The organism is Rosettibacter primus (genome assembly GCF_036860675.1).
Taxonomy (GTDB): Bacteria; Bacteroidota; Ignavibacteria; order Ignavibacteriales; family Melioribacteraceae; genus Rosettibacter; species Rosettibacter primus.
Map to the genome: position 1 here is coordinate 98,491 of NZ_JAYKGK010000009.1, position 24,264 is coordinate 122,754.

General features: G+C 30.6%; 23 protein-coding genes. All 23 read right to left on the reverse strand.

What is annotated here, in order from left to right; translation table 11 throughout:
- Positions 1-44 precede the first annotated feature (44 nt).
- Complete coding sequence (locus tag VJY32_RS11515; RefSeq protein WP_353678065.1) at positions 45-575, reverse strand: DUF6913 domain-containing protein; 531 nt, start codon at positions 573-575, stop codon at positions 45-47.
- A gap of 3 nt (positions 576-578) precedes the next feature.
- Complete coding sequence (gene ligA / locus VJY32_RS11520; RefSeq protein WP_353678066.1) at positions 579-2,594, reverse strand: NAD-dependent DNA ligase LigA; 2,016 nt, start codon at positions 2,592-2,594, stop codon at positions 579-581.
- Entirely contained in the window at positions 2,566-3,465 is a 900-nt protein-coding gene (locus VJY32_RS11525) for a helix-turn-helix domain-containing protein (RefSeq protein WP_353678067.1), read from the reverse strand. Before VJY32_RS11525 ends, ligA begins: the two co-directional genes overlap by 29 nt.
- Positions 3,466-3,477: 12 nt before the next feature.
- Positions 3,478-4,851 (reverse strand): 16S rRNA (cytosine(967)-C(5))-methyltransferase RsmB, encoded by a 1,374-nt coding sequence (gene rsmB / locus VJY32_RS11530; protein ID WP_353678068.1) that lies wholly within the window; start codon positions 4,849-4,851, stop codon positions 3,478-3,480.
- A 94-nt stretch (positions 4,852-4,945) separates the two neighbouring features.
- Positions 4,946-5,152 carry a 50S ribosomal protein L31 gene (gene rpmE, locus VJY32_RS11535; protein ID WP_353678069.1) on the reverse strand — a complete coding sequence of 69 codons (207 nt, stop codon included), beginning with the start codon at positions 5,150-5,152 and terminating at the stop codon, positions 4,946-4,948.
- A gap of 95 nt (positions 5,153-5,247) precedes the next feature.
- Positions 5,248-5,916, reverse strand: coding sequence for a hypothetical protein (locus VJY32_RS11540; protein WP_353678070.1), 669 nt, complete (start codon positions 5,914-5,916; stop codon positions 5,248-5,250).
- A 4-nt stretch (positions 5,917-5,920) separates the two neighbouring features.
- Positions 5,921-6,511 carry an RNA polymerase sigma factor gene (locus tag VJY32_RS11545; protein WP_353678071.1) on the reverse strand — a complete coding sequence of 197 codons (591 nt, stop codon included), beginning with the start codon at positions 6,509-6,511 and terminating at the stop codon, positions 5,921-5,923.
- Positions 6,512-6,595: 84 nt separating this feature from the next.
- Entirely contained in the window at positions 6,596-7,606 is a 1,011-nt protein-coding gene (gene holA / locus VJY32_RS11550; RefSeq protein WP_353678072.1) for a DNA polymerase III subunit delta, read from the reverse strand.
- A gap of 102 nt (positions 7,607-7,708) precedes the next feature.
- The gene (locus VJY32_RS11555) at positions 7,709-9,196 is read right to left on the reverse strand and encodes a sodium-dependent transporter (RefSeq protein WP_353678073.1); all 1,488 of its coding nucleotides are present in this window, start codon (positions 9,194-9,196) and stop codon (positions 7,709-7,711) included.
- Positions 9,177-9,797, reverse strand: coding sequence for a peptidylprolyl isomerase (locus VJY32_RS11560; RefSeq protein ID WP_353678074.1), 621 nt, complete (start codon positions 9,795-9,797; stop codon positions 9,177-9,179). Before VJY32_RS11560 ends, VJY32_RS11555 begins: the two co-directional genes overlap by 20 nt.
- A gap of 7 nt (positions 9,798-9,804) precedes the next feature.
- Positions 9,805-10,653: an undecaprenyl-diphosphatase UppP gene (uppP, locus tag VJY32_RS11565; RefSeq protein ID WP_353678075.1), complete on the reverse strand. Its 849-nt coding sequence runs from the start codon at positions 10,651-10,653 to the stop codon at positions 9,805-9,807.
- Between the two features lie 9 nt (positions 10,654-10,662).
- Positions 10,663-11,304 carry a hypothetical protein gene (locus VJY32_RS11570; protein ID WP_353678076.1) on the reverse strand — a complete coding sequence of 214 codons (642 nt, stop codon included), beginning with the start codon at positions 11,302-11,304 and terminating at the stop codon, positions 10,663-10,665.
- Positions 11,301-12,347 (reverse strand): lysylphosphatidylglycerol synthase transmembrane domain-containing protein, encoded by a 1,047-nt coding sequence (locus VJY32_RS11575; protein WP_353678077.1) that lies wholly within the window; start codon positions 12,345-12,347, stop codon positions 11,301-11,303. The genes VJY32_RS11570 and VJY32_RS11575 overlap by 4 nt, the downstream gene beginning before the upstream one ends.
- A gap of 13 nt (positions 12,348-12,360) precedes the next feature.
- Positions 12,361-12,963 carry a LolA family protein gene (locus VJY32_RS11580; RefSeq protein WP_353678078.1) on the reverse strand — a complete coding sequence of 201 codons (603 nt, stop codon included), beginning with the start codon at positions 12,961-12,963 and terminating at the stop codon, positions 12,361-12,363.
- Entirely contained in the window at positions 12,960-15,395 is a 2,436-nt protein-coding gene (locus VJY32_RS11585) for a DNA translocase FtsK (RefSeq protein ID WP_353678079.1), read from the reverse strand. The genes VJY32_RS11580 and VJY32_RS11585 overlap by 4 nt, the downstream gene beginning before the upstream one ends.
- Positions 15,396-15,417: 22 nt before the next feature.
- Positions 15,418-16,137 (reverse strand): 2-phosphosulfolactate phosphatase, encoded by a 720-nt coding sequence (locus tag VJY32_RS11590; protein WP_353678080.1) that lies wholly within the window; start codon positions 16,135-16,137, stop codon positions 15,418-15,420.
- Between the two features lies 1 nt (position 16,138).
- The gene (gene gcvT / locus VJY32_RS11595) at positions 16,139-17,221 is read right to left on the reverse strand and encodes a glycine cleavage system aminomethyltransferase GcvT (protein WP_353678081.1); all 1,083 of its coding nucleotides are present in this window, start codon (positions 17,219-17,221) and stop codon (positions 16,139-16,141) included.
- Between the two features lie 5 nt (positions 17,222-17,226).
- Positions 17,227-17,871, reverse strand: coding sequence for a fructose-6-phosphate aldolase (fsa, locus tag VJY32_RS11600; protein WP_353678082.1), 645 nt, complete (start codon positions 17,869-17,871; stop codon positions 17,227-17,229).
- A 226-nt stretch (positions 17,872-18,097) separates the two neighbouring features.
- Positions 18,098-19,708 (reverse strand): Rne/Rng family ribonuclease, encoded by a 1,611-nt coding sequence (locus VJY32_RS11605; protein ID WP_353678083.1) that lies wholly within the window; start codon positions 19,706-19,708, stop codon positions 18,098-18,100.
- A gap of 28 nt (positions 19,709-19,736) precedes the next feature.
- The gene (gene dusB, locus VJY32_RS11610) at positions 19,737-20,801 is read right to left on the reverse strand and encodes a tRNA dihydrouridine synthase DusB (protein WP_353678084.1); all 1,065 of its coding nucleotides are present in this window, start codon (positions 20,799-20,801) and stop codon (positions 19,737-19,739) included.
- Positions 20,802-20,860: 59 nt separating this feature from the next.
- A complete protein-coding gene (gene pnp / locus VJY32_RS11615; protein WP_353678085.1) occupies positions 20,861-22,969 on the reverse strand; it encodes a polyribonucleotide nucleotidyltransferase in 2,109 nt (702 codons plus the stop codon).
- A 12-nt stretch (positions 22,970-22,981) separates the two neighbouring features.
- Entirely contained in the window at positions 22,982-23,251 is a 270-nt protein-coding gene (gene rpsO, locus VJY32_RS11620) for a 30S ribosomal protein S15 (protein ID WP_353678086.1), read from the reverse strand.
- A 68-nt stretch (positions 23,252-23,319) separates the two neighbouring features.
- Positions 23,320-24,255: a bifunctional riboflavin kinase/FAD synthetase gene (locus VJY32_RS11625; RefSeq protein WP_353678087.1), complete on the reverse strand. Its 936-nt coding sequence runs from the start codon at positions 24,253-24,255 to the stop codon at positions 23,320-23,322.
- Positions 24,256-24,264 lie beyond the last annotated feature (9 nt).

The following is a 24,264-nucleotide window of genomic DNA, read 5'->3' on the forward strand; positions in this document are numbered from 1 at the left end:
ATTGCAATCTACAAATTCATTTGATTATTAAAAAGAATATTTACTTAAAACATTCTTATGAAATTGAGAAAGTTTCTAAATGCAAGTTCTGATTCATTATTATAATCTCGATACAATAAATTGTAATAAGCTTCAGAGTTATCTTTTTTGAAACCAATCCTGACTTTTGAATCAACTACATTTGCAACAGCACTAAAAAATGTATTTTCTTTTCTATTCAAATCAATGACTACATCAAATGTTTTTTCTCTTAATTTATTGCATAAACTTTTTGATGGTAGATTTAACTTTGATATATCTTCTAATTTATAAGTTGTGAAAGTAACCTTATCCTTCGCAGGGAAAAAATTAAACTTATGTTCCTGCAAAAAAATATTAACATTTTTTTTATGAATTATTAAATATTTTATCAAATCAAGTGAATTATTTAAGTCAACTTCGTCCTGTGGCAAAATCACAAAGAAATTATTAGAGTTAGTAACAATTTTATTAAAAACTATCTGCTGATTTCCATTTCTTAAATATTTTTTTGACAATAAATAATGAGCCAATTTTTGCTTAAGTTTTTCAAACATATATTACTCAATCATTTTTAAGAACTCTTCTTCCGAAAGTATTGGAATTCCAAGTTTTTGTGCATTATCAAACTTTGAACCCGGATTTTCACCAACAACAACGAAATCTGTATTTTTACTTACAGCAGAAAGAACATGACCACCAAGTAATATAATTTTTTCTTTTGCTTCTTCGCGCGACATTGAAGAAAGTGTTCCGGTTAATACAAATGATTTCCCTTTTAGTTTATCTGAAGCAATTTTTACTTCTTCGCTCTTAAATTTAAGTCCAGCCTTCTTTAGTCTTTCTATTAATTTAATATTATTGTTATCGCTAAAAAATCTTCGGATGCTTTTGCTTATACTAGGACCAATTTCATGAATAGATTCAATCTCTTCTTCTGATGCATTCATTAATGCATCAATTGACCTAAAATGGTCTGCAATTTTTTTTGCAACCCCAGCACCTACATATCTAATTCCAAGTGCAAATAGAACTTTATCAAAAGGTTTTTCTTTACTTTTTTCTATTGATGTTAGAAGATTATCAACACTTTTTTCTCCAAGTCTTTCAATCTGAATTAATTCTTCTTTATGTTCTTTTAGATGATAAATATCCGAATAATCTTTAAGATAACCCAAATCAACAAACAAATTAATCAAAGCTTCACCTAATCCAGTAATATCCATTGCACCACGAGATGCAAAGTGTTCTATCCTTCCTTTAATTTGTGCCGGACATAAATTATTCTCACAGTAAATAGCAACTTCATTTTCTGGACGGAATAAATTTGAATTACATACAGGACACTTCGATGGAAGTTTGACTTCTTGAGAATTTCTTGGTCTTTGAGATAAATCTACTGCAACAACTTTTGGAATAACATCACCGCCTTTTTCAATAATTACTACATCTCCTTCTCTTATATCTTTTCTTTTAATTTCATCTATGTTATGAAGAGTGGCACGACTTATTGTAGAACCAGCAAGAAAAACTGGTTCAAGTTCTGCAACTGGAGTTAATGTTCCTGTTCTTCCAACCTGCCATACAATTTTATTTAATCTTGTTTTTGCTTGTTTTGCTTTGAATTTATAAGCAACTGCCCATCGTGGTGATTTAGCAATATTTCCTAATATTTTCTGCTGTTTTAATGAATTAACTTTTACTACAACACCATCAATTTCATAAGGAAGTGTATCTCTTTTATCCTCCCAATCATTACAAAACTTCATTACTTCCTCAATATCTTTACAGAGTTTATAATTTTGATTAACAGGAAATCCCATTTCTCTCAGCAATTTTAAATTTTCATAGTGAGTTGTTAATTCATCAGTTTCAGAATATAAATAATAAACAAAAATTTTCAGAGGTCTCTTTGCTACAAGCTGTGGGTCTAAAAGTTTAATAGTTCCTGCAGTTAAATTGCGAGGATTTGCAAAAGTTTTTTCTCCATTTAATTCTCGTTCTTCATTTATTTTTTTAAAAGCTTCAATCTCCATATAAATTTCGCCTCGCACTTCTATATCATCAAGATTCAATTTTTTTGATTCAGGTTTTCTTATTGAAAGCGGAACCGACCGAATTGTTTTGATATTGTTCGTTATTTCTTCGCCGGTTGTGCCATCACCTCTTGTAGCAGCTGTAACGAGCAGTCCATTTTTGTATCTTAAGCTTACTGATACTCCATCAATTTTAAGTTCACACACATACTCAACTTTTTCATTTTTTGGAAGCCCGTCTTTTACTCTTCTGTCGAAGTCATACATTTCTTCTTCACTATAAGTATTTGAAAGACTGAGCATCGGGACACGATGAGTAACAGGATTAAAAACATTTGTCAAATCTGAACCGACACGCTGAGTAGGTGAATCAGGTGTAATGAGATGCGGATTTTCCTTTTCGAGCTTTATTAATTCATTTACGAGCTGGTCATACTCGTAGTCACTGATTGTGGGTTGAGCAAGAATATAGTAATTATAATCGTGCTCTTTAATTAATTTTCTTAATTCTTCAATTCTTTGTTGTGGATTCTTTTTCATCTTTTTTGGGAACTGGAATTAAATATGACCTTATTGTATCAACAGAAATGTAATAATTCCTTATCTCACCTAAATTACCAATTTGTGCTATTGGTTTGTTATTCAAACTCATTTTAACATGACCAGCATTTCCAACAACTACATAAAATTCTTTTTGTGCTTTAAAATTAAGAACCTTTTCAGCCGGTGCCATTTGTCTATAAACTTCTTTATTATCGCATAATACCTTTAACCAAACAAGTTTTACTGGAGTTATAGATAAATTAAGACTATCAGACCTTTGCAGTGATTTTTGTTCTGTAATTGATGAATCAATTTCATATCTGTCTGTCAATACATCTTCGTATGGCTTTTCTTCAATTATATTAGAGTCTCCTTTAATAAAAAGAATATAAACAGCAATTAAAAATATTACTGCAATTCCTGCATATAAAAAATATTTTCTTTTTGAATTTGATTCCTGATTATTTTCTAAGTATTCAAGTTCTGGCGAAAAATATTCTTCTGCATCAAATTCTTTTTTATATTTTTTTTCAATTGATTCGGGTTCAAGAGTTTTTTCTCCTGTTCTTTTTGCTGCTATAGTTTTTGATTCTTCCTGTTGTATTACGCGTGAATCTGCAATTTTATTTTTTGCTTCAACAAATTTTTTTATAACATCATACGGGTCAAGTTCTAATGTTTGTGCATATTCTTTAATGAATGCCTTTACATAAATTTCCGGTAAAAAATTAAAATCACCCTCTTCAATTTTTTGAAGGAATTTAATATCAATTTTTGTGTGATTTGAAATTTGTTGTAGCGAAATTCCCTTTTCTACACGAATAAATTTAAGTTCTTCTGCAAATTTAATTAAGGCTTCGGAAGCCATAATATTTCTCTATTAAATTAATCGAATTAATTTCGCTGCAAACGAACCATCTACACCATGAATATGGGGATAAGTTTGTATGCATCCATTTTCATCAACAAGTTCTTTCGAGAACATTTCAGATGCATCAATGAGTTTGAAATTCGTATTCTCAGAGATAAATCTTTTTATTACTTCAAAGTTTTCTTCAGGTTCTGTTGTGCATGTACTATAGACCAAAGCTCCGCCTACTTTCAACATTGAAGCACCTTTTTTCAACAAATCGTATTGAATATTAACAATTTTTCTGATATCTCCCAAGTCTTTTTTCCACTTTAAGTCTGGCTTTTTAGTTAAAGTACCCAATCCAGAACATGGAGCATCAATTAAAACTCGGTCAAAACCAATTTCATCATTGTATGCCATTGCATCAATAGGAATAGTTTTAACATTAGTTACTTTGAGACGAGATAAATTCTTTTCAAGAATTCTTAATCGGCTGTCAAATCTATCCAGTGCAATAATTTCTCCCTGATTGTTCATCAAATCTGCAATAAATGCTGTTTTACCACCCGGAGCAGAACATAAATCAAGTACTCTCATTTCTGGTTTTACATCAAGTAATTTAACAGGTAAACCTGTGCTTTCATCCTGAATTGAAAAATATCCCTTTTGAAAATATTCCCAATCAGTAATATTTGTTAAATTATTAAGGCGAATAAATTCCGGAAGAATTTTGCTTTCAGTGTATTTTAATTCTACAGAATCGAGCAGAGATTTTAATTCCTCCTTGTTAGTTACAAGATTATTTACTCTAAGTGTCATCACTGGTTTACTATTGTTAGCTATCAAGAGCTTTTCAGTTGCTTCTCTTCCAAAACGTTTTAACCAGCGTTTAACCATCCATGTTGGATGAGAATAATATGCACTTAAATAAGCAACCAAATCTTCATCAGGATTTGGATAACGAATTGATTCTTTATTTCGAATTATATTTCTTAACACTGCATTAGCAAGGTCTGCATATTTTTGTCCTTGAAGTTTTTTAACAAATTCTACTGCTTCGTTAACAGCAGCATAATCTGGAACTTTATCCAAAAATAATATTTGATAAAGAGCAACTCTTAGTGCATTTTTAACATTTGGGACACATTTAGAAAATTGTCCTTTATAAAAACCATTAAGAATCCAGTCAAGTCTTCCCATCCATCTCATAACGCCATGAACTATTTCAAATAATAATGCTTTGTCAATTCCACTCAGATTAGAATTTTTCAACTCAATTTCGAGTAATTTATCAAGGTAAGCATCGGTTCTATCAACACGATTTAAGATTTTAACAGCATAACCTCTTACTCCTTGATACAAGTTCATTCCTGATAATTCTGTTGAAATTAATTGGCTCATAACTGAATGTTAATAAGTTATTAAAAATAGGCAGGTTTAAAATAATAAAGGGGCTGTCAATTTACAGCCCCCAAAATTTTCATTAAATAAATAATTAAGCTTCTTTCAAGCCATATTTTTTCTTAAACTTTTCTACTCTTCCAGTTGAATCAACAATTTTTTGTTTACCAGTAAAAAATGGATGACATTGAGAGCAGATTTCAAGTTTAATACTGCTTACAGTTGAACGTGTAACAAAAGAATTGCCACACACACATGTTACTTCGCATCTTCTATAAGTTGGATGAATACCTTTTTTCATTTCGCAAGTTTTCCTTAAAATTTACGGTTACAAAATTAAGCACGAACGCTCAAAAAAACAAATAAATGAAATTTTAATTTGATATTAAATTAAACTTATCTAATTCTTCTTAATGAATCTTTTTTAGCTTCTGCTTTTTTTATAGAATCAATCATTTTACGATACTTTTCAAGTGATTTTTTATCCAGTGGTTGAGGCAGTAAAAACCCATCAAAATCAAATTCTTCATCGCCACTTCTAACAATATTTCCTCTCTGTAAATTATTTTCACTGGGATTTTGACCAGACAAATATTCATCCAAAGCAACAGACCTGTTCCTGTTTATAGGATATTTAAACTTTGGATTTACCGAGGGATTTGCTTCTGAAAGTGGATTTTCTGCTAAAGCATTTTCTTTATTTATTTTTTTCTTAGGTTTAATAATAGTTTCTGCATTTGAAGAAAAAACTTGAGAACTATTTATTGTGTCGTTCTCAGAAATTTTGGGAGGGTCAACCATTAAAGGATTATCAATTTTTTGTTCTGTTGCAGGCAAGAACAATACAAACAGAATAATAATTGAAACAATTGCAGACGGGATAACAAATTTAATAATGCCAAATTGTGGTTTCTCTTCCGTCAAATTACCGAAGTTTTGATTTTGAATACGTATCATCAAATTGTATTCAAAATTTTCTTCGGTTTTAATTTTCGGGAGTTCTTTTAAATCACTTATTAATTTTGAAAATTTGATTTCATCATCATTGTAGCTGTTAATTCCCATAGGCTTACTCGTCATAAATATTTTTTAATAACTTTTGTAGTTGAGTTCTTCCACGATTAATTCTTGATTTTACAGTACCCAGAGAAACTTTTGTAATATCTGCAATTTCCTCATAAGAAAGACCTTGAATGTCTCTAAGAATTACCATTTCTCTATAAACTGGTTTAATCTTCATTAGTGCACGCTGTATAATGTCGTGCTTAATATTGCTGTCAGTAGCTCTGTCAGGAGCAACAAACGACTTATCTTCGACCTGTATTTGTTTTTCATCTTCAGTTGGACTTAGGGACAATATACTTCTTCTTCGCCGTCTTTTTAATTCATTTTTAGCAAGATTGCCAGCAATTGTATAAATCCAGGTTGAAAACTTGGCAAACTCGCGATATGAATCTTTATTGAGATAAAACTTAATCATTGTATCCTGAACAATGTCTGAAGAAACATCTCTATCTCCGACGAATCGATATACGAAATTCATCAGAGGGTCTTTATAACGGCGAACTAATATTTCATAAGCTTCAAGTTCATTTGTTTCTTGAAACTTTTTAATTAGTTCTTCATCCGTTAATTCAGTTAAATTTTGATTGTGCGGCAATTATACCTATCCAATATTAAGATTGTTTCAAAATTAGGTGTTTAATTTTAGTTATTAAAGAAAAATTTTTCAACTCCATAATTTTTATTGCATCATTTTCGAAATTAGAGTTATCAATACTGTTTTGGGGTCAATAGCAGTAGTTTTTACAGATAAATCAGCTTCAAATAATGCACGAGAAGCATTTAATAATCGTGAATCAGAAAATAGAAAATTTGCTTTTTTACAATTTATATAATAATACCAGCTCAACTGAAGTTTTCGTGCTGCTTCATTATCGTTAACATTTGTTTTTATCATTTCAAGAATTTGAGAAACAGTTAAAACAAATTTTGCAAGCATATTGATAATAACAATAATTTCCTGTCCACTATCTAATAAATTATAAGCGACTTCAATTGCTTTAACTTTATCACCTCTGCCGATAGCTTCCTGCAAATCAAAAATAGAATATTGTTTTGTTGATGAAATTAATTTTTTAATCTCTTCGAAGGTAACTTTTTCTTTATCTAATAAATAAATTGAAATTTTTTGAAGCTGACTCTCAAGTAAACTTTTATCTTCTCCAACTATTTCCAGAATATTATAAATGTTTTCACGAGTAAGTTTTATTTTATATTCTTCTGCTTTTCTTTCAAGCCAATCAACAAGTTCGTCACCTGATTCAGTTTTTATTTCAAACAAAAATCCTTTTTCAATTAGGGATGCAAAAGGTTCTTTTGATAAATCTGATACTTTCGAATTTTGTACTAAAATTAGAATTGTAAATTCTGCGGGAGATACTAAATAATCGCTCAATAATTTTTTGTCATTTAGTTTATCAAAATTTTTTACCACAATTATTTTTTTACCACCGCCAAAAGGAAAAGCAAGCGCCATGTCAATTATTTGAGAAAAATTTTGTCCACGCTCTGCATCGATTATTTCAATATCAAAATCAGATTTTACAAATTGTTTTGCTGAGTTAATAATTAATTCCACTGAATAATTAATATTGTAATTATCTTCACCACAAATAAAATAAACTGGCAAAAGATTCTTTTTCTTTAATTCTTTTATTAATTCATTAATTGATGGTAATATTTTTTTTGCCATAATTATCTGACTTTTTCTTTTCTAACTTAATTGCTTTTATTATGAAATATATAAACCCACCCCAAATAAATCCTGTTATAAAAATTCCGAAAATAATTTCATTCATATTTTTACTGAAATTTTATTTGCAATCTTTTTATTAACTACTAAAAATATAATAATCACCATTAACCATTGAAATAAACTTGTTCCCAAATTTTCACGATGAAATGGGTTCCACCATTCTTTATCCCATGAAGTTGATGATATCAACCACCAGGACAGCAATAAAATTGCTAAAATCGGAACAATATATTTCATAATCCAAAAATACCATCTGCCAACATTTATGTCATTCCCAGTTGCATTTATAATTTCTTTTCTGAACTTATCAGTTCCATATTTATTAACTGCAAAAGATATGAAAGCACCACTCAAAATTAATCCTACACCCCAAACCCAATCTTGATTTATCAAAAAATTAATATTGAGTGCAGAAGGTATGCCCAGAATAAAGCCAAAAAAGCAAATAATAATAGTGGCGGTTTTTCGTTGAAAACCAAAATCGATTAATGTCTTAACTGCTAATTCTATCATAGATATTAAAGATGTTAGTGCTGCAAATGATAATGCTAGAAAAAACAATGATGAAAAAGCAATATTAACAGTAAATGAATTTGACATTTTCATAAACAATTGGGGCAAAACTATAAAAGTTAAACCTGTATTTGCCGGTCCGGATAATGATATTTGCTGAAGAGCATCATTTGAGCTCAAAGCGAACACTGTAGAAAAAATAATAATCCCTGCAAGCAATGAAATAGAATTATTCCCAAATCCGATTAATGAAGCATTTAATGCAATATCTTCTTTCTTTTTCATATAAGTTGCGTAAGTTAAAATCAAACCCCACCCCGCTCCTGTATCCCATGCATTTTGTGTTAATGCATTTAGCCAAACTTTGTAATTAATTAAGTATTCAAGTTTAGGAGTAAAAAAATATTTAATGCCTTCAAGAGCATTTGGTAATGTAATGGCACGCACAAAAAGAATTAAAAGAATAACAACAAGCATCGATACAAGTATTTTATTTACTTTTTCTATTCCTTTTACTACTCCTTTATATATTACTGTTGAACCAATAATCATTGCAAAGAAGTGAAAATAAATTGGCCACAATCCTGAAGAAAATTCATTCCAGTATTGCAAATGATTTGATGTAATAAACAAATTTCCAGATAGTGATGAAAATAAATATTTAATACACCAACCAGTAACTACAGAGTAATAAAACATAATTGCTGTGGAAACAAATGCAACAAAAGCTCCCATCCATGCAAATTTACTGCCCGCAGTTTTTACAAAAGCTCCAATAGGTGCTTTCCTTGTAAATTTACCTAAAGCAAATTCAGAAATTATTAAAGGAACAGACCAAATCAATAAAAATATAACCCATGGAATTAAGAAAGAGCCGCCTCCATTTTGTGCTACAATTCTTGAAAATCGCCAGATATTACCAGTGCCAACAGCAATTCCAAGTGTTGATAAAATTAAGCCCCATCGAGAAGTAAAAAATTCTGATTGCATTATTTCAGAATTTTCGTTTTTCAATTGTAATTTTCTCTATAACTACATTTTGTATTGGTCTATCTTTTTCATCTGTTGGTACTGAATTAATTTCTTTTACTACTTCCATCCCATTAATTACTTTTCCAAAAATTGTATGTTTTAAGTCAAGCCATGGAGTTGGAACTACAGTAATAAAAAATTGACTTAGATTAGTATTTGGTCCTGCATTTGCCATAGAAAGAATACCTGGGGAATTATGTTTTAATGAAGGAGAAAATTCATCTTCGAATGGACCTCCATAAATGCTCGCTCCACCTCTTCCGGTTCCAGTTGGGTCTCCTCCTTGAATCATAAAATCTTTTATCACACGATGAAAAGTTACTCCATCATAAAAACCTTTCGATGACAGGCCAACAAAATTTTTTACAGTTTTAGGTGCTTCGTAAGGGAACAGCTCAAGTTCAATAGTTCCTATGCTTGTTTTCATTATAGCAATTAATTTCTCATTATTCTTCAATGAAAGAAGTTCTTCTAAGTTAATTTTTATGTCATTTTGCTTTTTAGCTTCTTTTTGTCCATTTGATGTGCAGGACAAAATCAATATAGAAAAAATTATCATTAGTGAAATTTTATATAGATTCATAGATCACCTATGGTTTTATTAAACCTTGACTGATTAATAATAAAATTAAAATACCAATTACAATCCGATAGATAATAAAAATTAGAGTTGAATTTCTTTTTAAATATCTTAATAAAAATTCAATTGACAGATAACCAACAATTCCCGATGCAACTGTTGCAATAATCAAGTTTAATGATGAATTAAAATCAATATATTTTAATGATTCATAAAATTCCAGCATACCACTTGCAAAAATTGCAGGAATACTCATCAAAAAAGAAAAACGAGCTGCTGTCTCTCTCTTTAATCCAAGAAATAAACCTGCTGTGATTGTAGTTCCAGAACGAGAAGAGCCGGGAATTAATGCAAGAGATTGTGCCAACCCAATTACAAAAGCATCGTACCATTTAATATTACTCATATCACGTTTTAACTTGCCAGTTTTTTCTGCTATTGCAAGTATAACGGCAAGTAAAATCAAACTTGCTGATATCACATAAAGATTTTTTGTAAGTTCACCTTCAATTATATCTTTAAACAGAAGCCCAATTACAGCAACTGGTATTGTTGCAATTACAAGATACCAGCCCATCTTAGAATTTAATGATTGAGTGTTGAAATTTTTTCTTCTTATAAAATTATCCTGATAAAAATCTTTGATGATATCCATAATATCTTCACGAAAATATACTACTACAGCTATCAAAGTTCCAAGTTGAATTACAGCTATGAAAGAAGTCCATAATTGTGGCTTATCAGAAGAAATTAGGTTCATTATTTTCCCGGCAACTGTTAAATGCCCTGTGCTGCTTATTGGCAAAAATTCTGTTAGTCCTTGAATTATACCAAGTATTATTGCTTCGAAAATGTTCATAGATAATCCTTAAAAGATATATGCAATTCCAAGTTTAATTCCAGCTGAAATAGAAGTCATATTAACTGCTTGACCGTTATAAAAGTTAATTATTTTATTTTGATAAACTTTGTCTTTAAGATCACCCGAATTATCAAATCTCAAGTCAATCCCAATTACTGCGTACAGATTATCACTCAATAGTGTATTGCCTTCTGCTTTAATTAGCAATCCAAATCCATTTGTTGAGTAATCAATTTTTGTAATATTATCTTCTGTCAAAAAGATGAATCTTGGTCCAAGTCCACCGCCAAATTTAAATTTATAACCAGTTCCACTAACAACATAATAAGCAACTAAAGATGGTCTTAAAAAAGTATATGATATTTCATAGATGCCGCCTGCACCTATAGGAGCATTGTAAGAATCAATTAAATAACTAAGTTCGCCACCTAATTGAAAATTCTTAGAAATTTTGTAATTAATTTCACTACTAAAATTAATTGCACTTGAAAAGGATGAAAGTTTTTTACCGAATTGAGAAAAATTGGAATTGATATAATCGCGATAAGATGGAGTTGATTTAAAATCTAATCCCATTGCAATTTCAAAATCCCATTGTGCATATACTAAAAAAGGAATCACAAAAAAAAGAAAAAATATTTTTTTCATTTATCCCCAGATTTAGAATTAAAAACTGTAATAAAATTTTCTTTCGATTCTCCCTTCTTTTCCCTCAATCTGTTAATAATAAAAATCAGCAGCAAAGTTGATGCAACAAATACAAAATATTGAATGAAATGAGTCAATATTGCATATGCTGCACTAACTTCATAATTAAAGTTATATAATTTAGAAAGAATAAAAATTGAGATTATATGATATGAACCTGTTCCACCTGGTGTAGGAATTAAAGTGCCAAATGCACTAATAGCCATAAAAACCCAAGCCATTTTCATGTCGATTTCCTGTACCTCATGCATATGAAGCATGAAAAATCCCACATAAGTATTTAATGCATAAGTCCAGAACATCAATACTGTTAGAACAATTATCATAAAAAAATTCTTATGCCCTTTAATACTTGAGAAACCTTCGATGAGTGTAGAAATCAATTCAGTAAATTTATTTGATATCTTTGGATTAATTTTATTAAGAAAACCAAATAATGATGATGTCAAGCCATGTTCATACTTAACGATTATGACAAGAAGCAGAATTATCACAGATATTATTACAAATCCAATAATTAATGTAGGCTTTAACCAAACTATTTTTTTGAATAAGTCACCTGAGTAAAATAAAACACTAAGAAATGAAGCTAGTCCAAAAGAAATAATATCAATCACTCTTTCAACTATAATAGTTCCTATCATTGTAGACCTGGATATTTTTTCCCATTTACCAAGAAATAATCCTCTATAAATTTCCCCGAAACGCGGAATAACACAATTAACACCATACCCTATCATAACTGCACCAAATAAATTTAATGATGATGCATCAGGTTTTACAGATTGAATTATTACCTTCCACCGAATAGCACGAATGTAATGAGATATGTAAAAAATAATTATATAAATAAACAGCCATATTATAGAAGTTTCGGCGATAAGAGCAAATGATTTTTTTAAATCAATTCCTCTAAAAGCAAGAATTAGAAAAATGATAGTAAGAATAACGGGTAGTATGTACCCGCTAAATTTCTTCAGCAATTTTTTATGTTCTTTAACGGAGGTCAACAACGCGAATTCCTTTTGGAGGATTAAAGGTAAATTTATTATCTGGTAAATTTTGATTTATTGTTACATCTTCGAACTGAATGAAATAACACATATCTCCTATATCTGTTACTTCTAATTTAGAAATCATGTTATTATTATCTCTCCAGATTTTTATATCTTTCAAATCAAGCAAGCCTTCTTGCGGAATAAGCTGAATTATTTCTTCATTATCTTTTTTCATTAACTTAATTCTGCAAAGTGATGGATAATTATAAATTATTTTTTCTATCGAGTATGCTGTTGGTTCATCAGAAAAATTACTGATTATAACCTGTTTTTGTTTTTGATTATAATTCCAAATAAACTCGCCATTTGAAACAATTAATTGATTTTTTAATTCAACAACAAATTTATTTTTTTTCTTGTAATAAATTTTCCCTTTTAACGCCGCAGAGCTTTTCACAGATGATTTACAATCTGTTTGGATAAAATTAGCAGTAAAATCTGTAATAGAATTAAACTTACTCTGAATTTTTTTTAAGGACTCAATGCCACTTTGTGCATATAAGATTTGAAATGAAAACAAAAAGAGAAATATAAGTTTCATAGAGACCTTAATATTGTTTCGAGTTGTTCTTCATTTTCAACAATTACTTCGCGTGCTTTGCTGCCTTCCGCAGGACCAACGATACCAACCTGCTCAAGCTGGTCTACAATTCTAGCTGCACGCGAATAACCTAATTTTAATTTTCTTTGCAAAAGAGAAACAGAACCTTGCTGATGACGAACTACAATTCTTGCAGCTTCTTCAAACATTGGGTCTAAGTCAGATAAAAAATTACTAAGTTCAGCTTTTTTCTTTTCATAAAGTGAAGGAAGAAAATATCTTTTCGAATAACCTTTCTGCTGATAAATAAAATTTGTTACTCTTTCAATTTCTTCAGTTGTAATAAATGCATTTTGAATACGAATTGGTTTTGGCATTCCAGCAGGTAAGAAAAGCATATCCCCGCTTCCAAGCAATTGTTCCGCACCGTTCATATCAAGTATTGTTCTTGAATCAATTTTAGTAGCAACCTGATATGCAATCCTTGCACTAAAATTTGCTTTAATCACTCCAGTTATAACATTTACAGATGGTCTTTGAGTTGCAAGAATCAAATGAATTCCCACAGCACGAGCAAGCTGAGCTAAACGAGCAATTGGTTCTTCTACTTCTTTCCCGGATGTCATCATTAAATCTGCAAGTTCATCTATAATAACAATTATGTAAGGCAATTTATGATGTTTGATTTCATCAGTATCATGAGGACGAGTTCTTGGGTTCATTACTTTTTTGTTGTAATCAACAATGTTACGCACGCCAGCTTTTGCAAGTTTGTCATAACGTTTTTCCATTTCATATTCAACTGCTTTTAGAGCAAGTAATGCATTTGATGGAGTAGTTATTATTTCTTCTTCTAAATCTGGAGATACAGCAAGGAAATGTCTGCTCAATTTTTTATAGAAAGAAAGCTCAATTTTTTTAGGGTCGAATATAACAAATTTAACATCAGAAGGATGTTTGGAATAAATTAAACTATGAATTATCATATTAATACCAACACTTTTACCAGAACCAGTAGAACCAGCAATCAACAGATGAGGCATTTTAGCTAAGTCTGTAATGTATACTTCGCCTGAAATTGTTTTACCAAGAGCAAGAGGAAGTTCTGCTTTTGAATCTTTTAATTTACTTATGACAGATTTTGCACGAACAAGTGATGATTCAGCATTTGGTATTTCTACACCAATTGCACTTTTGCCCGGAATTGGTGCAATAATTCTTATTCCTCGAGCTGCAAGAGCCAATGCAATATCATGCTCGAGACTAACAATTCTGCTAATCTTAACACCCGGAGCAGGAACAATTTCATAAAGTGTAACAACAGGACCTGGAGTTACAGTTATATCTTCAATTTCTATATCAAAAAGTGCAAGCTTTTCTTTTAACAGTTCGGCATTTCTTTTTAATTCATTTTCATGAATTTTAACTTCTTCGTCATCAGGTGTTATTAATAAATCTAAACTTGGTGGAGTATAATCAATTTCTTCGTTCCATTGGTCAGGAAGTTCAGCTTCTTTTTCTTTATCAACAACAGGAAACTCTTCTTCTGTATCTATCTTTTCTGTTTTTCTTATATCTTGTTTTTTTATTTTTAATGGTTTTTCTTCTTCGGGAATTTTTTCTAATTCATCTTTTTTGATGATTCTAATTTTTGTTTCTGTCTTCTTTGGCTTTTTATCCTCTTCATCTTCATCAGATTCTTCTAATCTATCTGTTTGCTGATTTTTTATTTTAATAATATTATCAATAGAAAGTTCTTCCTCAGATTCAGTTTCTTCTTTTGTAATTTCTTCTTTATAAAATTTCTTCATAAAATTCAGTATTGAACCGAATTGAACATCAAATGCAATTATTAATGTAATTATCATTCCAGCAGATAACAAAATTAAGCTGCCCAATCCACCCATTAAATTGCTTAAGGCTGCACCAAAATAATCACCAACATTACCAGATAGTTCATAATAATCTTTTAATAACCCAAATTCTTTTGCATTTCGTAAAACACCAAAAAATGTTGATAGCAGAATTCCAATTACAAGAAAGAAATTAGTGAAGTAAACAGCTAATTTCGAATCACCACCTTTTAAAATTGTATAACCCCAAACAAAAAGAATTACAGGAAAGATTAAAGAAAAATATCCAAGCGTTGAATGAATAAAAAAGTTGGAAACATAAGCACCAAAAATACCAAGCCAGTTGTGAGTGTGAGCTGCTTTTTCTTTTAATTTTGGATTAGCAAAAAAGATATTGAATAAGTCGGTAAAGCGGTAAGAAAAAAAAGCATCATCATAACGTGAATAAGAAAGTATACTCAAAAAAATAAAAAGAGATAGAACTATTAAAAGTATGCCTGAAATTTTTTTCTTCTTTTTAGGAGATATTACAAAAAATTCTTTCTCATTATTGTCATATGTATTTCTTTTTTTAGACATACTTTGAAAATCGACTTTTATTTCAGAGTCTTTTAATAGAACCTGATACAAAATAAGGAATCACATCGGTTATTCCATATTTTGAACATTCTATAATGTCATCAAGAAAACCATTTTCTATTAACAGTTTGCCGTGTTCTGTACTACTCAAAAATTCATATAAATTTTTTCCCATTTGCTTGTTCAAAGTTAAACTTGCTACGGCTGAATCAGAAAGTTGAATGTCCTTATTTTGTGAATAAATTTCATTAATAAGCATACCGGCACATACAGCATCTTCAAGATTAAATAATCCATTAGTTCCTGCACAAATAATTTCAAAATCAAGATTGAGATTTATCAGGTGTTTTGCAAGTGCAGGTAAGTTTAAGAAACAACCAATAAATAAATTTTCACAGAATTTTGCTTTTACTATGCTTTTACTTCCATTTGTTGTATATAAAATTATTGATTTACCGGCAACTATTTCCGGTTTATATTCCAAAGGAGAATTTCCAAGATTAAATCCTTCAACCATTTTAGTATTTCTTTCACCGCATAGTAAAGTCTGGCTTTTAAATGCATCACTTGAAATTTTCATTGCAAAATCAAGTGTGCTTACAGGAATAACTTCTCTAGCACCATTTGATAGAGCAGTTGTTATCACAGAGGAGGCTCTGAGAACATCAATCATTACAGCAGTTTTACCTGTAAAGTAGAGTTCATCAAGAAAAATATTAGAGAATAATACATTAATTTTCATATCAGTTCTTCACAAATGGTAATTTAGTGACAATTGCAGGAATTTCTTTTTCCCTTATTAAAAAATTAACTTGAGTACCTTCCTTAGCATAGTCAATTGAAACATAGCCAAGAGCAATTGCTTTTTCAAGTATCGGGCTTACAGTTCCACTTGTAACTTTTCCAATTATTTTGCCATCTGCTTTTAAGTCATATCCATGACGAGGAAAAACCTTTTCTTCAGATATCAATGGAACCAATTTTCTTTTCAAACCTTCTTCTTTAATTTTTAGCAATGCTTCTTTGCCAATGAATGAATTTTTTTTCAACTTGGTAATCCAACTGAGATTAGCTTCAAGTGGATTGGTAGTCTGGTCAATATCATTGCCATAAAGGCAATATCCCATTTCGAGTCTTAATGAATCCCTTGCTCCAAGCCCAGCAGGCTGAATATTAAATTCTTTACCTGCATCAAATAAATCATTCCATACTTTTTCTGCTACTTGTTCATTTCCCTTGAAATATAATTCATAGCCTAATTCTCCAGTGTATCCAGTTCTAGATACAATCATATCAACATTTGCAATCCTAGCAAAAAAGAAATGATAATATTCCAAATCAAGAGGACGGTCGCACAATTTTTCAATTACAAATTTTGAATTTGGTCCTTGAACAGCAAGCAGAGAATAATCATCGCTTTCATCTGATATATCAACATCAAAAAGATTATTCTTTTTCATCCATTCAAAATCTTTATCTTTATTTGATGCATTAACAACAAACATATATTCTTTATCGTTGATTTTATAAACAAGTAAATCATCAATAATCCCGCCATCAGGATAACACATAACAGAATATTGAACTCTACCATTAGTTAACATTGAGGCATCATTAGTTGTGATATATTGAACAAAATCAAGAGCCTTTTCTCCTCGAATAAAAATTTCTCCCATGTGCGAAACATCAAAAACACCAACAGAATTTCTTACCGCTTTATGCTCTGCAATTATTGAAGAATACTGAACAGGCATTTTGAACCCAGCAAAGTCAACAATTTTAGCTCTTAGCTTTTCGTGAATGGGATAGAATTTTGTTTTTTTCATTTCATCTATTGATTTAGTTTTTTCCAATCTGAAAGAAATTTTTCCAATCCAATATCAGTTAAAGGATGCTTGAAAAGTTTTTCTATGACATCAAAAGGAATCGTAGCTATATGAGCTCCCATCATTGCTGCTTCTACTACATGTAAAGGATGACGAACACTTGCAACTATAATTTCTGTTTTAAAATTATAATTACGATAGATTTGAACAATTTGTGCTATTAAGGCCATTCCTTCATGACTGATATCATCAAGTCTGCCAACAAACGGGCTTACATAAGTTGCACCTGCTTTTGCTGCTAAAATTGCTTGCGGTGCCGAAAAACATAAAGTAACATTAGTCTTAATTCCTTCTGATGATAATGTTTTTACAGCTTTAATTCCTTCTTTAATCAGAGGAATTTTAACCACAATATTTTTATGAATCTTTGAAAGTTCTCTTGCTTCTTTTAGAATCCCATCATAATCAGTTGACACAACTTCAGCACTTATAGGGCCATCAACAATTTTAACAATTTCTTCCAAAAGTTCTCTAAAGTTTTTTCCCTCTTTAGCTACAAGAGATGGATTAGTTGTAACTCCATCAAGTAAACCATAAGAAGCTGCTTCTTTTATATGATTTATATTAGCTGAATCAATAAAAAATTTCATTGTTACCTCCTAATGACCAAATTGTTTACTGAAAAATTAATAAAATTGATTCACATAAATATGATATAAAATTTTTTAATGTGATAAATTCTATTTTATTATTGACGTAAAACAAATCACAAAATTCATTCAAAAATAATTTTAAAAAAATAAAATATTCATTAAGCTCTCATTAATTAAGCAGATTTATTCTAATCAATTTTCATTCATTTAACAGCAAAAAAATTCATGCAAAATTATCTGTAATATCTTCTCCTGTTCTTGTAACAAGAATTCGGAAGGAAGAAGGATCCATTCTTTCTTCCTGAATTAATTTCAATCTGACCATGTATTTCAATTGAATTTTAGTAAGAGTAGAAATAAATCCTTCTTTTAGTTTTTCTCCAAGAGAAGGATGAACAATTAGCTTCAAAGATTTATGCTTGCCTTCAAGTCGATAACGTTGTAACCATTTTTCTATTTCATGAATTAGATTTGATTTTTTTGTAAGCAGTCCCGTTCCCTGACAATAAGGACAAACTTCTGTCATCGATTGAACAATATTTTCTCTAACTCTTTCTCGTGTAATCTGTACAAGTCCAAATTCAGTCATCGGAAGCAGAGCGGTTTTAGCTCGGTCTTTCTTAAATTCTTTTTTGAGTTCATCATAAATTTTTTTTCTGTTTTTTTCATCTTCAAGGTCAATGAAATCAACTACAATCAATCCGCCAATATCTCTCAATCTTAATTGACGAACAATTTCTCTGGCAGCTTCTAAATCTGTTTTAAGCGAATTTAATTCTTGTTCTTTTTTTGCAGCATATCTTCCACTATTAACATCAATTACTGTCATTGCTTCAGTATGTTCAATAATTATATGACCACCACTGGGAAGAGGCACTTTTCTTCCCATTAAAGTTTTTATCTGTTCTTCTATTTTGAATGTTTCAAATATTGGTTCTTCACCTTTATAATATTCAATTCTGTCCAAAAGCGATGGCTGAACGAATTGAACATAATTTCTTATTTCTTTCCATAATTTTTTAGAATCTACAAAAACTTTCGAGACATCGGGAGTAAATAAATCGCGTATTACACTTATTGTTGTACTCAAATCTTTATAAAGGATTGCTGGTGGTTCAAGTTTTTTTGCGTCTTCCTGAATGTCTTCCCAGATTTTTACCAAATATTTTAAGTCACCTGCAAGGGTTTCTTCATCCTGATCTTTTGCTGCGGTTCTTATAATTAAGCCGCAGTCTTTTGGAATAATGCTCCTTGCAATTCTTCTCAATCTTTTTCGTTCTCTTATATCAACAATCTTTTTTGAAACACCAATTTTATCATCCATCGGGAGAAGAACACAAAATCTTCCAGGGATGGAAACAGAAGATGTAACTCTAACACCTTTATCTTTTACCGGTTCTTTAAGAATCTGAACTAAAATTTCTTGTCCTTTCTTAAGCTTTGGAATCTGCCGTTCTCTTACAACATGTCTTTCTGTTTTTTTCTCTTCTTCTGTTTGCTCAGCTGTTTCTACCGAAGATAATTCATTATTCCCTGATTGATTTTCATCTTCATCTTCATCTTCATCGGTCTCGTCATCTTCGAATATTCCCTGTAAAGCTTTTGTTCGTTCTCCAATATCGGAGAAGTGTAGAAAAGCATCGTGTTTTAATCCAATATCAATAAATGCTGCACGTATGCCAGGTAAAACACGAGCAACTCTGCCCAAATAAATATCCCCAACCATTCGCTGCTTTTCTGGATGCTCAACAAAAAAATCAACCAGATTTCCATCTTCGGTAATTGCTACTCTGTTTTGAGTAGTTGTAGAACTGATAATTATTTCTTTGTTCATTTAAAACTCTTTTAATTCTGTTTAACCATTATCCTATTGTTTCATAATCATTTTTTAGCCAGAATAAAACTTTCTTTTTGAATTTTGCATTTATAATGTAATTGCATTGTGATTTATAAAAATCATATTGAATTTTCTCTGTGTGTTCATCTATCAAAATTTTTAATGAGTTCAAGTCTTGTTGTGAAAATACTTTTTCCATCAATTCTTCTATGCCCTGAAAATTTCTAAAATACCAGATTATATTTTTTTTCACTTTATCAATGCATTTTATTTCGCCATACTCTTCTTTCAACAAATCAATTTGTTTTAACAAAACTTTTCTAATCAAATCAATTGATGGTTCTCCAGGGTCAATACCAGTTTCAATCAGTGAATTATATCTTTCAAAGATAAAAGGATTTCCAATTGCACCGCGTGCTATCATTGCAGAATCACAATTCGTTTCTTTAAACATCTGACAAATATCCTCTGGATTAAAAAGTGAGCCATTCCCTACTACTGGAATATTTACATTTTCTTTTACTTTTCTTATCCATTCCCAGTGTGGTTCAGAGTCATATTTTTCTTCTCGAGTTCTTGCATGAATAAAAATTATTGAAGCCCCATTGTCTTCAATTGATTTTGCAACTTCAATAACATTAATTTTTTTATGATTTTTGCCCAGTCTTATTTTTACAGAAATCGGAATTCCCCCGGAATTTTTTACCATTGATGCAACAATCTTTCCTATTCTTATTGGGTCATCAAGTAAAGCTGCACCCATTAAATTTGATGTTACTTTTTCAACAGGGCAGCCACTATTTAAATCAATTAAATCAGGTTTTAATTTTGAAATTTCTTTTACTGCTTCTCCTATTACTATCGGGTCGTTGCCCAAAATTTGAACACCAATTGGTTTTTCAGAAATATGGAAAGAAAGATTTCGAAGTGTTTCAAAATTATTATTGACAACTCCAGCTGCACTTACCATTTGAGTAAATGTAAAGCCAGCACCATGTTCTTTACAGATTTTTCTAAAAGAAGAATCTGTAATTTCTGCCATTGGTGCTAAAAAAAGTTTTTTGCCAATATCAATGTTTCCTATTTTCATTAATCATAGCCATAATAAATATCAGCTACATGCTTCAAAATCTTTCCTTTATTCAGCAATTATTTGTTATTGTCGTTCTCTTCAGTATTTTGATTTTCTTTTAATAATGCTTTTCGTGATAAAGTAAATTTATTCCCATCAATGCTAAGAAGTTTTACTTTAATTGTATCACCTTCTTTCAAAACATCTGATACTTTATCAATTTTTTTATTATCAATTTGTGAGATATGAAGTAATCCTTGAACGCCGGGTAAAATTTCTACAAATGCACCAAAATCAGCAATGCGCACAACTTTACCATTATAATTTTTTCCAACTTCAGGTTCTGCTGTTAACCATTTGATATATTCTTTTGCTTCTCTTGCTTGCTTTGCATCTTGACCGGATATATTTACTGTTCCATCTTCATCAATAACAATTTCCACATTATAATCTTTTTGAATCTTCTGAATAATTTTTCCACCTGGTCCAATCACAGCTCCAATTTTATCAGTTGGGATTTTTGTCGAAAGCAATGTTGGAGCATAAATAGAAATATGAGAACGTGGAGCTGAAATTGCTTGATTCATTATTTTCAAAATATGTAATCTTCCTTCTTTTGCCTGTTGCAAAGCCTTTTCCATTATTTCATACGAGATTCCCTGAATTTTAATATCCATCTGAAATCCTGTTATGCCTTTTTCGGAACCTGCAACCTTAAAATCCATATCTCCAAGATGGTCTTCATTACCAAGTATATCAGATAGAATTGCATATTGGTCACCTTCTTTAACAAGTCCCATTGCTATTCCAGCAATCGCAGTTTTTATTGGCACCCCACCATCCATCAAAGCTAAAGAACCTGCACATACAGTAGCCATTGATGAAGAACCGTTCGATTCCAGAATATCTGAGTTCAATCTAATCATATAAGGAAATTTATCTTCAGAAGGAATAACATTTTTTAATGAACGTTCTGCAAGATTACCATGACCAACTTCTCTTCTACCAACTCCAGTATATTTACCAACTTCACCAACACTAAAAGACGGGAAGTTATAATGAAGAATAAATCTCTTTCTGAATTCAGCTTGCAGACCATCTATAATTTGTTCATCTTGCTTTGTTCCAAGCGTTAAAGTTGTTAAGCTTTGAGTTTCACCCCGCGTAAAAAGTGCAGAACCATGGGGACGAGGCAGCAAACCAAGTTCAATTGATATCGGTCTAATTTCATTGGTTTTTCTTCCATCAAGACGCAATCCTTCCTCCAAAATTCTCTTTCGCATTAAATCTTTTTCCATGTCATGAAGTATTTCTTTGATAACTTTTTCATGCTCTGGATATTTCTCTGCAAGAGCTGCGATTACTTCTTCTTCAAGTTCTTTATTTTTATTCGAACGTTCTTCTTTAGTTAAAACAGTCGCAACTATTGCTTTGAATTTTTCGTATGCTAATTCATGAACATCTTTCAAAAGATTTTCATCAATTACTTTTGGAGGAATTTCTAATTTTGGCTTGCCACAGAGTTCTCGTAATTCATTTTGAGCCTGGACAATCTTTTTAATTTCTCCATGAGCAAATTTAAGAGCATTTAGCATATCCTCTTCACTAACTTCTTTAGCTTCTCCTTCGACCATCATGATTGAACTTTCTGTGCCGGCAACAACCAGTTCAATGTCACTTTCTTCAATTTGCTGCAATGTAGGATTAATAATGAATTCGCCATTTATTCTACCTACTCTTACTTCACCAATTGGTTCGAGGAAAGGAATATCTGATATAACAAGAGCAGCAGAAGCACCGCAAGCAGCAATTACATCAGCATCATTTTCATTATCGAAGGAATAAACAAATGCAACAATTTGAGTATCATTAAAAAAATTATCTGGGAATAATGGGCGAATTGGTCTATCAATTAATCTTGCACTTAAAATTTCTTTATCGCTTGGTTTTCCTTCTCGTTTAATAAATCCACCAGGAATTTTTCCAGCAGCAAATGATTTTTCTCGATATTCCACATTTAGTGGAAAGAAATCTATATCATCTCTTACATCGCCCATTACGGCTGTAACAAGAACCATTGTATCACCATAACGAACCATTACGGCGCCATTAGCCTGTTTGGCTAATTTGCCCGTTTCAAAAATCAATTTGTGCTTGCCTATTTGTACTTCTTTTGTATATACCATGTTTTAAAACCTCTATTTTCTTATGTTCAATTCTTTAATTATAGTACGATATCTTTCAATATCTTTTTTCATTAGATAATCTAGCAATCTTCTTCTTTTACCAACCATTTGCATCAAGCCTCTTCTTGATGCATGGTCTTTTTTATGGCTTTCAAAATGAGCAGTAAGATTGTTAATCCTTTCTGTTAATATTGCAATTTGAACTTCGGGTGTTCCACTGTCTTTTTCATTTTTGCCATATTTTTTGATTAACTCAAGTTTTCTTTCTTTTGAGAGTGACATTTTTAACTCCTTTATTTTTGTTTTACAATGTAATCCCAGAATTAACCGGGATTAATTAATTAAAAATATTAATTGATTCCTTCAATTATTTCTTTTGCTGTTTTAATATCCAGCCTAATTTGATTTATTAAATCTTCTTTCGATTCAAATTTCTTTTCATCACGAATATATTTTATAAATTTGACTTCAATATCTTCGCCATAAACATTCCTATTAAAATCAAAAAGATTTACTTCGAGCGTTGTTTGATTATTATTTTCAAAAGTTGGTCGAATTCCGATATTCATTACTCCATAATAATTTTTATTTTTCAGAACACAACTAACCACATAAACACCATTTTTCGGAATAGCTTTTCTTTCGTCATGAAGTTTAATATTTGCCGTAGGAAAACCTAATTCCCTACCTCGTTTTGTTCCTTCAACAATCTTTCCTGAGATTTTATAATTTCTACCTAAAAAGAGATTAACTTTTTCGATATTTCCTTCATTCAAAGCTTTACGAATTTTAGTACTGCTAACAATTTGACCATCAATCATTTCTGCTTCAACCGAAGTAACATTAAAATTGTGCTGTCTTCCAAACTCTTTTAATTTTTCTTCATCACCCAATCTGTCTTTTCCAAATTTATGGTCGTGTCCAATTACAATATGAGAAACACCAATATCATTTACTAAAATTTTTTTAATAAACTCTTCTGAGGTCATCTGTGAAAATTCTAAAGTAAAATTCTGAACTATAAGATTATCAATTCCAAATTTTTCCAAGTACAATTTTTTTTCATCAAGTGTTGTAAGAATTTTCAAATTAAAATCCTTAGCAATTACACTTCTTGGATGAGGTTCAAAAGTCAAAAGAACGCTTGTTCCATTAATCTCTTTACTTAATTCAAGTAATTTTTTCAAGATTTTTTGATGACCAATATGCAATCCATCAAAACTTCCAACAGTAATAACTGTTTTCTTATCTTTTTTAAATTCAGAAGAATCTTTAAAAATTTTCATTTATCATCA